Consider the following 12162-nt stretch of genomic DNA (forward strand, 5'->3'; position numbering starts at 1 on the left):
AACCGGCTCGGTGTGGTCTTTGGGTTTTGACGTTGACCTTGTGTTCCGGCTTCAATCGCGCCGTTTTTTACCCTTCAGTTGGGGTCACGTGGTCGGGAACCACGTGAGAGAGCGATCGTCGGGAACGCGTCGCGAACGACCCCGAATGTTGGGTGAAAAACGGTGTTTACCGCTTGCGGCGATTGATTTGCCGGGAGTCCGGGTTCTTAGGGTGACGACGGTGGTCACCCTAAGACGTTCACCGGTTCAGTGGCGACATTAACACGCTGTCGCCTGGTGAACGGAACCGTCTCCGAATCGGCAGGAACCGTCTCACAAAGATGTGACTAAGAGACAGCCCAAAGGAGAGGGTTAGGGTGAGGATGGTTTTAAGAAAGCCCTTTCAACAACCGTTCCACATACTCCGGCACCACTTCACTGGCTAAACCATAAAACTTCTCTTCGAACTCACTGCCAACCTGGCTCGGTTCAAGATTCAGTTCAACGGTATGAGCGCCTTGCAAGCGGGCTTCGTGGACAAAACCGGCAGCCGGATAGACGTGCCCGGACGTGCCGATGGCAATAAAGTAATCTGCCGTCGCCAGCGCCTGATAAATGTGATCCATACCGAGCGGCATTTCACCAAACCAGACAACATGTGGGCGCAGCGGTGCAGAAAGCTGGCAGCAATGGCAGCGATCCTGCGGGGTGATGTCACCTTTCCACTCAATAACTTGTCCGCTTTGCGCACAACGTACTTTCAGCAGCTCGCCATGCATATGGATAATATTTTTATTACCGGCACGCTCATGCAGGTTATCGATATTTTGCGTCACTAACAGGAAGTGGTCGCCTAGCTCTTCCTCAAGCCGCGCCAATGCAAGATGAGCCGCATTAGGTTTAATTTCTGCCTGCTGAAGCTGCTGGCGGCGCGCATTATAAAACGCCTGCACTAATTGCGGGTCACGGGCGAAGCCTTCCGGCGTTGCCACGTCTTCTACCCGATGTTCTTCCCACAAGCCATCGGTGGCACGGAAAGTCCTAATCCCTGACTCGGCGGAAATACCCGCGCCGGTCAGTACCACTACTCTGGGTTTTTCCATCGCTTCAGGTCCAGGAATGTCTCTGAAAAAAGCACGCTGACGCAAACGCTGCCTGAGCAAGCGTTTGGTTTTTCTGAACCGGCTGAGCCGATGTTGACGACGCGATAACATAAGTTACTCCGTGAGATGGAGGAATGCCGCACCACGCATGCCACCGGCATCACCATGACGAGCCGGTTCAATGCGCGGTACTTTTGCTACGGGCAAAAGATACTTAGGTAAACGCTCAGGCAGTAGCTGGTACAGCTCAGTAAAGTTAGATAACCCACCGCCGATGACCACCAGATGCGCATCGATTGCCGTTAACAGGCTGCCCAGGCAGCAAGCCAACAGCTCTACGAAACGTTCGACGTGCGCCACAGCGTTCTCATCACCCGCACGATAGCGAGCAACGATTTCTTTGGAATCCAGTGCTTCAGAGTAGAAGTGTTGGTAAACCCACGCAAATCCACGGCCTGAAAGATAGTTTTCGATACAGCCATGCTGACCACAACCACAACGCGTAAGCGGAATATCACGCCCCAGCACGTTGAGCGCATCAACCGGCAGACGGGTATGGCCGAACTCGCCAGTAATGTAGTTACGCCCGGTAATGGATTTGCCGTTGACGATGATGCCACCACCGACACCAGTGCCGAGGATTAAGCCCATCACCACCGGATAATCACGGAACTCGTCATCCCAGGCTTCGGACAGCGCAAAGCAGTTAGCGTCGTTATCCATCCGCACGTCACGCTCAAGCATCGCGCTCAAGTCGGCCTGCACAGGTTTGCCGCTGGCTGCGGGCACGTTTGCCGCATACAACGTGCCATCGTCGGTGACCGGCATACCCGGAATACCGATGCCTACCGACCCTTTAGTACCAAAACGGCTATCGGCTTCCTGTACCATGGAAACGATAGCCGCCAGGAAGTTCTCGTAGCTATCGTGTGGCGTAGGAACGCGCTTTTCCCACTGTAACCGGCGTTCAGTATCATAAACTCCAAGAGCCATTTTCGTGCCGCCAATGTCAAATCCGTAGTACATCGATTTGCCGCTCCCCTCAGTTTTTAGAATTTATTGTCCGCTTAATACCCGAGCTGGATCGATATTACTGGCACGGCGAGCCGGATACCAACTGGCGAGCAAACTCAGTAACAAGGCTGTGATCAGTACATAGAATACGTCCAGCCAGTGAAGTTCTGATGGCAAGAAATCAATAAAGTAGATATCGCCTGACAGGAATTGATGGCCGATTAGTTTTTCAATCACGCGGATAATATTGGTTAATTGCCAGGAGGCTAACACGCCGACAATCACTCCGCTTACGCTACCGAACAACCCCGCTAGCAGACCGTACCAGACGAAAATCGCGCGAATCAAACCGTCTTTCGCCCCCAACGTTCGCAACACGGCGATATCACTGCTTTTGTCTTTCACCGCCATCACCAGCGTAGAGACGATATTAAAACAGGCCACGCCGATCACCAGCACCATCGCCAGATACATGATGGCGCGAATCATTTGGATATCGCGGTACATGTAACCGTAGGTGCCAATCCAGCTTTTGATGTACACGTAAGCGTTGGTCACTTCACCGGCATCACGCACCAGTTGGTTGGCGTTAAACACATCATTCACTTTGATGGCAATACCTGTGACGCTGTCGCCCATATCTAAATAGCTCTGCGCATCCGCCATGGGCACCATCGCAAAACTATGATCAAGCTGGCCGCTGAGCGCCAAAATACCTGCAACTTGCAGGCGCACACGCTTCGGTTGCAGCAGTTTGGTGCCACCATCGCTGTTCGGGATCATGATCGAGATCCAGTCGCCCTGTTTCACTTTCAGGGCATCGGCAACACCTTTACCGATAATAATCTGTTGCTGACCGGCTTTAAAATTCTGCCACGCGTTGTTTTGCACATATTGAGGCAAAGCACTAAGGCGAACTTCCTGAGCGGGATCAACACCTTTTACCTGAATAGCGCGCAGATTCGGCCCGTTTTCTACCAGGCCTGTAAAGTTGATATACGGTGCCGCTGCTGCAATGCCTTTCACTTTCTCAACGCGCTGTAATACGCCGCTCCAGTCATGGAATGGCTGATTAACCGGCTCGATTTCACCGTGCGGCACCACCGCCAGAATGCGGTTGTTCAGCTCACGCTCAAAACCATTCATCGCACTTAAACCGACAATCAGCACCGCCACACCCAAAGCAATACCCAGAGTAGAGATGACAGAAATCAATGACACCATGCCGCTGCGACGACGCCCGCGGCTAAAACGCAAACCAATAAGCAGTGACAGTGGCGAAGCCATTAATGGGCTCCCATCAAAGTCAGTTCGCTGGTCAAGCGGCCATCACGCATTTCAAGCTGACGAGACATTCGACGTGCCAGTTGCAAGTCGTGGGTCACCACCAGAAATGCAGTTCCCTGGCGCACGTTCAGTTCGCCAAGCAGTTCAAAAATGCTGTCTGCGTTACGCGCATCGAGGTTACCCGTCGGCTCATCCGCCAGCACCAGGCGTGGGTTATTCACCAGCGCGCGGGCAATCGCTACACGCTGGCGCTCACCGCCGGACAGCTCGGAAGGACGGTGATTACTGCGATGGTCAAGCCCCACAGCTTTGAGCATTTCCAGCGCGCGTTGCTTTGTTTCATCAGGGTGTTTTTTGCCGATAAGCAGCGGCATGGCGACGTTTTCCATCGCGGTAAAATCAGGCAGCAAATGGTGGAACTGGTAGATGAAACCGAGTTCGCGGTTACGCAATTCTGCTTTGGCGGCAGACGACATCGCACTCATCGCCTTGCCATTGAAAATCACATCGCCAGAAGTGGGTGTATCCAGCCCGCCCAGCAGATGCAGCAAGGTACTTTTGCCGGAACCGGAGCTACCGACAATCGCCATTAACTCGCCGGTATTGATGCTGAAGCTGACATCATGCAACACGTCAGTTTGCACTTTGCCTTCCTGATAGCGTTTGCACAGCTTGTCACACTGCAACAGGACAGAATTACTCATAACGTAAAGCCTCAGCGGGAAGTGTCGCGGCAGCGCGCCACGAAGGATAAAGCGTGGATAACAGAGCGACCGCCATAGCGATAATCGCAATCACAATAACTTGTACAGGGTCGATGGCGACGGGCAGCGCGGCACCATCCAGCAACGCGCCAATAATCGGCATTAAATTGTTCAACTGGCTGGCAAGTAACGCGCCTAATAGCGCACCCAGCAGAGCGCCAATCACGCCTGCACTCGCCCCTTGCACCATAAACACCGCCATAATTTGGCGACGTGTTAGCCCCTGAGTCTGAAGAATGGCAACTTCACCTTGTTTCTCCATCACCAGCAAACCGAGCGACGTAATGATGTTAAAGGCGGCAACCGCCACAATCAGGCTTAATAGCAACCCCATCATATTTTTTTCCATGCGCACCGCCTGGAACAGCTCGCCTTTACGTTCGCGCCAGTCTTTCCATTCGGTGCCTTGCGGCAAGGTTTGTTGGCTCAGCACATCAACTTTCAGCGGTTCCGCCAGCCATAAACGCCAGCCGGTAATATTGCCCGCCGGATAACGCATCAGGCGCGAGGCATCTTGTTGGTTGACCAACATTTGGTAACCGTCGACTTCACTGTTTGCCGCGAAGGTGCCAATCACGGTGAACAGACGCTGGCTTGGCAAGCGCCCCATCGGCGTAAACTGGCTGGCAGATGGCACCATAACGCGGATGCTGTCACCACGTTTTATACCCAGTTGCCCGGCAAGTTGTTCGCCCAGAATGATGTTGTACTTCCCGGCGACCAGGTCGGTCTGCTTAACGTTGACCAGAAATGGCGAAAGTGGATCTTTCTCTTCTGGCTTCACGCCCAGCATCACCCCGACGGCGACGCTACGTGCGCTTTGCAGCACTACATCACCCGTGGTAATGGGGGCAACTCGCGTGACGCCTTCAAGGTTGAGGTCTTTTGCTGGAAGCGTTTCAGGATTAATCGAGCCGCCAGGCGAGGTGATGATCGCTTGCGGCATTAGCCCAAGAATGTTGTTTTGCAGCTCACGCTCAAAACCGTTCATCACGGAAAGCACGGTGACTAACGCCATCACGCCAAGCGTAATGCCGATAGTTGACAGCCAGGAGACGAAGCGACCGAAGCGGTCAGCTGCTCGCCCACGCATGTAGCGCAGGCCTATAAATAACGCGACAGGTTGATACATGTATTCCGTCTTGTTGCAGTTGCGGATGCAAAGTTGCCGAGAAGTATATAAGCGATAACGTATCAAGTAAATGAAACATAACGTTTTTTTGTTTTTTCAGAACAAGTGAAATACCTTTTAAATCAATCTCCTAACATCTTGTTTTCGCAGCAATGCTGCGCAGAAATGGTCATTAATTGTCCCTGCGGAATTTCCGAAATTTTCCAGATTATTACAAAAACAGACAAATCAGATAATAAAAAGCCCGCCATTCTTCCACCCTAAAAACAAATAAAAGCCAACTGAAGGTATTCCTGGCACATGAAAGACAAACAATTGTGGATCAACCATATCAAGGGATTGTGCATCTGCCTTGTCGTTATATATCACTCGGTCATCACTTTTTACCCGCATCTGGTTCAGCAACAGACCGGGCTTGCGGAGGTCATCGCCAAAAGCTGGATTTACCTGAATTTATATCTCGCCCCTTTCCGCATGCCGGTTTTCTTCTTTATTTCCGGCTTTCTCATCACCCGCTACATTGAGACGGTGAAATGGCGCGACTGCATTGATAAACGCATCTGGAATATCTTTTATGTCCTGCTGTTATGGGGCGTGTTGCAGTGGCTGGGCATCTCGTTAATTAACCAATGGCTGGCACCGGAACTGGTGCATAACCCGGCGTCCAACGCGGTCTACTCAGAAAATCTGCTGCAATTTGCCGCCAGCATGGCAAAAGCCAGTACCAGTCTTTGGTATCTCTACGCGCTACTGCTCTATTTTGTGATTTTCAAAAGCCTGCGCCGCTACAAAGTCCCGGTCATCATGTTGCTGCTGGCAGTGAATGTGGTGATTAGCTTTATGCCGCTACCGTGGTGGGGAATGAACAGCGTGGTGCGCAATATGTGTTACTACGGGCTTGGCGCGTGGTTTGGCCCGCAACTGATGAGCGCAATGAAAGCGTTTAATCTTCGCCAGCATCCTTTGATGTTCGCAGCCACTGCCCTGCTCTCTGCTGCGTTGTATCTGGTTAACATTCCAGTGATGATTTCCGTATTGTCGATTTTTGTCATTATGAAGCTGTTTTATCTACTGGATAGCTGGCGTGAATGCCGTTCCGATGCATTTCTGAATATTGTAGGTTCCAATACCATCGCGATTTACACCACTCACCGCATCGTGATTGAAGCGTTGAGCTTGTTTATGCTGGGGCAAATTAGCGCAGGGCGAATTTCGGGTAACCTGTTGCTCGCCATCTTGTTGGTTTATCCGTTTGCCAGCCTGGCGATATGTACCTTGTTGGGCTTAGGATTCAGAAAATTATCGCGCACTCTGTGCGGTGATATGTTCTTTTCACCGCCAGCGAAAATGGTGGTAGCGACCGACACACGTTAAGCGAGCTTTGGCTGGAAGGACGAAATCTCCGCAGGCTTTGCGATTGGCTAAACGATCGCGGATAATACAAGGCAACTTCTTGACGCGTCTGCGAACTATAGACCCACAAAAAAGATGCAACCTGAGAGATATTGATATCTTCTATGCCTGAAAATTATCGCTATTCCTTACCTGTTAAAGCTGGCGATCAACGCCAGCTTGGTGAACTCACCGGTTCTGCCTGCGCAACTGAAGTAGCCGAAATCGTCGAGCGCCATATTGGCCCGGTGGTGCTTATCGCGCCGGATATGCAGAACGCCTTGCGCCTGCATGACGAGATAACTCAGTTTACGGAAAGCCTGGTGGTGAATCTTGCCGACTGGGAAACGCTGCCGTACGACAGTTTCTCGCCGCATCAGGAAATTATTTCTTCGCGTTTATCCACGCTCTATCAGTTGCCAACCATGCAGCGCGGCGTGTTGATTCTGCCGGTGAACACCCTGATGCAGCGCGTTTGCCCGCACAATTTTTTGCACGGCCATGCGCTGGTGATGAACAAAGGGCAGCAATTATCACGTGATAATTTGCGCAGCCAGTTAGAACAAGCAGGTTATCGCAGCGTCGATCAGGTAATGGAACACGGTGAATTTGCCACCCGTGGTGCGTTGCTTGATCTCTACCCGATGGGTAGTGACCAGCCTTATCGCATCGACTTCTTTGATGACGAAATCGACAGTCTGCGCGTGTTTGATGTCGACACCCAGCGCACGCTCGAAGAAGTCGACGCCATTAATTTACTTCCCGCGCACGAATTCCCGACCGATAAAAACGCCATCGAGCTGTTCCGTAGCCAGTGGCGCGACAAGTTTGACGTGAAGCGTGAACCTGAGCATATCTATCAGCAAGTCAGCAAAGGCACGCTCCCGGCGGGGATTGAGTACTGGCAGCCGTTATTCTTTAGCGAGCCATTACCAGCGCTGTTTAGTTACTTCCCAAAAAATACTCTGCTGATTAATACCGGCGATATCGAAACCAGCGCCGATCGTTTCTGGCAGGATACGTTTGCCCGTTTCGAAAATCGCGGCGTCGACCCGATGCGCCCGTTGCTGCCGCCAGAAAGCCTGTGGCTGCGCGTGGACGAGCTGTTCAGCGAGTTAAAAGCCTGGCCGCGTATTCAGCTCAAAACCGAATCGTTAGCGGACAAAGCCGCGTTCACCAATCTGGGTTATCGCGCCCTGCCTGACCTTTCTGTTCAGGCACAGCAAAAAGCCCCGCTCGATAACCTGCGTAAATTCCTTGAGTCGTTCGCCGGCCCGGTGGTGTTTTCCGTAGAAAGTGAAGGCCGACGTGAAGCACTGGGTGAGCTGTTATCACGGATAAAAGTGGCGCCAAAGCGCATCTATCGTCTTGATGAAGCCGCCGATAATGGCCGTTATTTGATGCAGGGTTCCAGCGAGCATGGGTTTATCGATACCCTGCGCAACCGTGCATTGATTTGCGAAAGCGACCTGTTGGGTGAACGCGTCAGCCGCCGCCGTCAGGATAGCCGCCGTACCATCAACCCGGATACCTTGATTCGTAACCTGGCTGAGCTACATACCGGCCAGCCGGTGGTGCATCTTGAACATGGCGTTGGGCGTTATGCAGGATTAACCACGCTTGAAGCGGGCGGCATAACAGCTGAATACCTGATGCTGACCTATCACGGCGACGCCAAACTTTACGTGCCGGTTTCTTCGCTGCATTTGATCAGCCGCTATGCAGGCGGTGCCGAAGAAAATGCGCCGCTGCATAAACTTGGCAGCGATGCCTGGTCACGCGCCCGTCAAAAAGCCGCCGAGAAAGTGCGCGATGTAGCTGCAGAATTACTGGATATTTATGCGCAGCGTGCCGCAAAACAAGGTTTTGCGTTTAAGCATGACCGCGAACAGTATCAGCTGTTCTGTGATGCTTTCCCGTTTGAAACCACACCGGATCAGGCCCAGGCTATTAACGCGGTATTGAGTGACATGTGCCAGCCGCTGGCAATGGACAGACTGGTGTGCGGTGATGTGGGCTTTGGTAAAACCGAAGTGGCGATGCGCGCCGCCTTCCTCGCGGTGGAAAACCACAAACAAGTTGCTGTGTTAGTACCGACCACCCTGCTCGCTCAACAGCATCTGGATAACTTCCGTGACCGCTTCGCCAACTGGCCGGTGCGTATCGAAATGTTATCGCGTTTCCGCACGGCCAAAGAGCAAGCGCAAATTCTGCAGGAAGCCAGCGAAGGGAAAGTCGATATTCTTATCGGCACCCATAAGCTGCTGCAAAATGATGTGAAGATGAAAGATCTCGGCCTGCTGATTGTCGATGAAGAGCATCGTTTTGGCGTGCGCCATAAAGAACGGATTAAAGCGATGCGCGCCGATGTCGACATCCTGACGCTAACTGCAACACCGATTCCACGCACGCTGAATATGGCAATGAGCGGGATGCGCGATTTGTCGATTATCGCCACCCCTCCGGCACGCCGCCTGGCGGTGAAAACCTTCGTTCGCCAGTACGATGAACTGGTCGTCCGTGAAGCCATACTGCGTGAAGTGCTGCGTGGCGGCCAGGTTTACTATCTTTATAACGATGTGGAAAACATCCAGAAGGCGGCAGACCGCCTCGCGGTATTAGTGCCTGAAGCACGTATCACCATTGGTCACGGGCAAATGCGTGAACGTGAACTGGAACGAGTGATGAACGACTTCCACCACCAGCGTTTTAACGTGTTGGTGTGTACCACGATTATCGAAACCGGTATCGATATTCCGACTGCCAATACCATTATCATCGAACGTGCCGATCATTTCGGTCTTGCGCAGTTGCACCAGTTACGTGGCCGCGTCGGGCGTTCGCATCACCAGGCTTACGCATGGTTGTTAACCCCACATCCAAAAGCAATGACCACCGACGCACAGAAACGCCTGGAGGCTATCGCTTCTCTCGAAGATTTAGGTGCCGGTTTTGCGCTTGCGACTCATGACCTGGAGATTCGTGGTGCGGGTGAGTTGCTTGGCGAAGGCCAAAGCGGCTCGATGGAAACCATCGGTTTCTCGCTGTATATGGAGATGCTGGAAAATGCGGTCGATGCGCTTAAAGATGGCCGCGAACCGTCGCTTGAAGATTTGACCAGCAGCCAGACCGAAGTTGAACTGCGCATGCCTGCCCTGTTGCCTGATGATTTTATCCCGGACGTCAATACCCGACTGTCATTCTATAAACGCATTGCCAGTGCAAAAACCGGGCATGAACTGGACGAGTTAAAAGTCGAGTTAATTGACCGCTTTGGCCTGCTGCCGGATCCCGCACGCAACCTGCTGGATATTGCCGCGTTGCGCCAGCAGGCGCAGAAACTCGGGGTGCGTAAAATTGAAGGCAACGAAAAAGGTGGCGTGATTGAGTTTGCCGAGAAGAACCATGTCAATCCGGTTTGGCTGATTGGCTTGCTGCAAAAACAGCCTCAGCACTACCGTCTGGATGGGCCAACTCGCCTGAAATTTATTGAAGATCTCGCCGACCGCAAAGCCCGGATGGAATGGGTGCGTAACTTTATGCAGCAGCTCGCGCAGAACGCAGCGGCTTAATCTGCCCGCAGTGCCTTAGAGCTTTCTATCTAAGGCACTCTCTTTGTAACATTTACACATCCTTTCAATCCGCCAGGACTTCCCTACACGCACTCCCGTCATAATCATCGATTAACCTTTTTATAACATGCATACTTTTCATAGGGTTTATTGTGATTACCTCTCAGAGCATTTCATCATCTCGCAAAGCACGCGTCGTTCGCTGGCTGGCGTCGATCATGCTGGTTAGCGCAACGCTGGTCTCATTTCAGGCAGTAGCCAACTCTTATCCTTTGCCACCTGAAGGAAGCCGATTAATCGGCAAGAACTTTTTCCATGTCGTGAAGGATGACGGCGGTTCGCTGGAAGAGATTGCGAAAAAATACAATGTCGGCTTCCTGGCTTTGCTCCAGGCAAACCCTGGGGTTGACCCTTATGTCCCTCGTGCTGGAAGTGTGCTGACAATTCCGCGCCAAATGCTGTTACCTGATGCACCACGCCAGGGGTTGGTACTCAACCTGGCTGAATTGCGTGTTTATTATTATCCGGCAGGAAAAAACAGCGTGACCGTTTACCCGATTGGTATTGGCCAACTCGGTGGAGATACCGTGACGCCAACCATGGTGACAACCGTTTCAGACAAACGCGCCAACCCAACCTGGACACCAACCGCCAATATCCGCGCACGCTACCTGGCAAATGGCATTAAACTCCCGGCGGTAGTGCCTGCCGGCCCGGATAACCCGATGGGCCACCATGCGATTCGCCTTGCGGCCTATGGCGGGGTCTACTTGTTACACGGCACAAATGCTGATTTTGGTATCGGTATGCGCGTCAGTTCTGGCTGTATTCGTCTGCGCGATGGCGACATCAAAGCTCTGTATAAAGAGATGCCGGTCGGGACGCAGGTGCGCATCATTAATACCGCGATTAAGACCTCAATTGAACCCGACGGCAGCCGTTTAGTTGAAGTCCATCAGCCGCTGTCTAAAGATATTAATGACAATCCGCAAGTGCTGCCGATTGTGCTCAATGAGCAAATGAAACAGTTCCAGTCCGCACCAGAAACGGACGCGGTGGTGATGGAAAAAGCCATGCAGCACCGTTCTGGCATGCCGGTAATGGTCAATGCAGACCCTGCGACAACGACCGAAATTTAGATTTCCCCCAATAGAAAAGGCCCTGGTTTTCAACAGGGCCTGAGACTGATGACAAACTTCTTCGTAGGTCGGATAAGCGCAGCGTCATCCGACACCACTGGCGTAAATGGTGGATGACGCTAACGCTTATCCACCCTACAAAACACATTTATCACCCTTTGCCAGCAATCTGAGGCCCTGTGTTTCAACAGGGTCTGAGACTGATGACAAACTTCTTCGTAGGTCGGATAAGCGCAGCGTCATCCGACACCACTGGCGAAAATGGTGGATGACGCTAACGCTTATCCACCCTACAAAACACATTTATCACCCTTTGTCAGCAATCTGAGGCCCTGTTTTCCAACAGGGCCTTTTTTTTAGATTTGGAGTTAATGCTCAGAGGGCAGCGTCTTATTTATAAATAACCGCGGTACCGTGCAAAGTGTTTGGACCGGTGACTGAAGTAATACGGTATGAGCTTGCACCCATTTGATCTGCTTTTTCTGCCAGTTGATCTTCCAGAGAACCCAGGTTTGTCCCCCCAGTTGCCGTGATGGTACCGACTTTCTGTTGGCCATTTGGTGTTGCCTGAACTTCAACAGCGGCAAAGCTTGCGAAAGAGATTGAACTAAGAACCACAGCAGCGATGAGAGTTTTAACGTTTTTCATGATTTTTTACCTTGAGCAGATGATTTGTAAGGTCGTTAAGTTATTTACTTAACGATCGATAGGTAAATCATAAACGTGATCTTCATCACACGTCAAATTATTTTTATAACGCTCGTTAATTATTTTATAAAC

Annotated in this window: 9 protein-coding genes; 3 read left to right on the forward strand and 6 right to left on the reverse strand. The window is 51.9% G+C overall.

The window, feature by feature from the left end:
• Window positions 1-368 precede the first annotated feature (368 nt).
• Genes cobB through lolC form a run of 5 tightly spaced genes read right to left on the reverse strand, consistent with a single transcriptional unit; the run spans window position 369 to window position 5279 of the window.
• The gene (cobB, locus tag MES37_RS21155) at window positions 369-1193 is read right to left on the reverse strand and encodes a Sir2 family NAD+-dependent deacetylase (RefSeq protein ID WP_237932589.1); all 825 of its coding nucleotides are present in this window, start codon (window positions 1191-1193) and stop codon (window positions 369-371) included.
• 3 nt (window positions 1194-1196) lie between these two features.
• Window positions 1197-2108, reverse strand: a complete 912-nt coding sequence (gene nagK / locus MES37_RS21160) for an N-acetylglucosamine kinase (protein ID WP_133522650.1) — start codon at window positions 2106-2108, stop codon at window positions 1197-1199.
• 30 nt (window positions 2109-2138) lie between these two features.
• Window positions 2139-3383 (reverse strand): lipoprotein-releasing ABC transporter permease subunit LolE, encoded by a 1245-nt coding sequence (lolE, locus tag MES37_RS21165; protein WP_064547765.1) that lies wholly within the window; start codon window positions 3381-3383, stop codon window positions 2139-2141.
• Window positions 3383-4087, reverse strand: a complete 705-nt coding sequence (gene lolD / locus MES37_RS21170; RefSeq protein ID WP_064547767.1) for a lipoprotein-releasing ABC transporter ATP-binding protein LolD — start codon at window positions 4085-4087, stop codon at window positions 3383-3385. The genes lolE and lolD overlap by 1 nt, the downstream gene beginning before the upstream one ends.
• Window positions 4080-5279 carry a lipoprotein-releasing ABC transporter permease subunit LolC gene (lolC, locus tag MES37_RS21175; protein WP_121815384.1) on the reverse strand — a complete coding sequence of 400 codons (1200 nt, stop codon included), beginning with the start codon at window positions 5277-5279 and terminating at the stop codon, window positions 4080-4082. The genes lolD and lolC overlap by 8 nt, the downstream gene beginning before the upstream one ends.
• 300 nt (window positions 5280-5579) lie before the next feature.
• Between lolC and MES37_RS21180 the strand changes: the two genes are divergently transcribed.
• The 3 genes from MES37_RS21180 (at window position 5580) to ldtC (ending at window position 11382) form a co-directional block, all read left to right on the forward strand.
• Window positions 5580-6653, forward strand: coding sequence for an acyltransferase family protein (locus tag MES37_RS21180; protein ID WP_237932591.1), 1074 nt, complete (start codon window positions 5580-5582; stop codon window positions 6651-6653).
• A 143-nt stretch (window positions 6654-6796) separates the two neighbouring features.
• A complete protein-coding gene (gene mfd / locus MES37_RS21185; RefSeq protein WP_237932592.1) occupies window positions 6797-10243 on the forward strand; it encodes a transcription-repair coupling factor in 3447 nt (1148 codons plus the stop codon).
• A gap of 218 nt (window positions 10244-10461) precedes the next feature.
• A complete protein-coding gene (gene ldtC / locus MES37_RS21190; RefSeq protein ID WP_064547775.1) occupies window positions 10462-11382 on the forward strand; it encodes a L,D-transpeptidase LdtC in 921 nt (306 codons plus the stop codon).
• 390 nt (window positions 11383-11772) lie between these two features.
• Here the strand turns inward: ldtC and bhsA are convergent, their stop codons facing one another.
• Complete coding sequence (gene bhsA / locus MES37_RS21195) at window positions 11773-12030, reverse strand: multiple stress resistance protein BhsA (RefSeq protein WP_064547777.1); 258 nt, start codon at window positions 12028-12030, stop codon at window positions 11773-11775.
• Between the last annotated feature and the right edge of the window lie 132 nt (window positions 12031-12162).

The sequence above is a fragment of the Buttiauxella sp. S19-1 genome, assembly GCF_022134725.1.
Lineage (GTDB): Bacteria > Pseudomonadota > Gammaproteobacteria > Enterobacterales > Enterobacteriaceae > Buttiauxella > Buttiauxella ferragutiae.

What these genes read in the sequence shown, in the direction of transcription:
- bhsA (WP_064547777.1), bottom strand. Translation starts at nt 12,030, where the DNA reads ATGAAAAACGTTAAAACTCTCATCGCTGCTGTGGTTCTTAGTTCAATC.
- lolE (WP_064547765.1), bottom strand. Translation starts at nt 3,383, where the DNA reads ATGGCTTCGCCACTGTCACTGCTTATTGGTTTGCGTTTTAGCCGCGGG.
- cobB (WP_237932589.1), bottom strand. Translation starts at nt 1,193, where the DNA reads ATGTTATCGCGTCGTCAACATCGGCTCAGCCGGTTCAGAAAAACCAAA.
- nagK (WP_133522650.1), bottom strand. Translation starts at nt 2,108, where the DNA reads ATGTACTACGGATTTGACATTGGCGGCACGAAAATGGCTCTTGGAGTT.
- MES37_RS21180 (WP_237932591.1), top strand. Translation starts at nt 5,580, where the DNA reads ATGAAAGACAAACAATTGTGGATCAACCATATCAAGGGATTGTGCATC.
- ldtC (WP_064547775.1), top strand. Translation starts at nt 10,462, where the DNA reads ATGCTGGTTAGCGCAACGCTGGTCTCATTTCAGGCAGTAGCCAACTCT.
- mfd (WP_237932592.1), top strand. Translation starts at nt 6,797, where the DNA reads ATGCCTGAAAATTATCGCTATTCCTTACCTGTTAAAGCTGGCGATCAA.
- lolD (WP_064547767.1), bottom strand. Translation starts at nt 4,087, where the DNA reads ATGAGTAATTCTGTCCTGTTGCAGTGTGACAAGCTGTGCAAACGCTAT.
- lolC (WP_121815384.1), bottom strand. Translation starts at nt 5,279, where the DNA reads ATGTATCAACCTGTCGCGTTATTTATAGGCCTGCGCTACATGCGTGGG.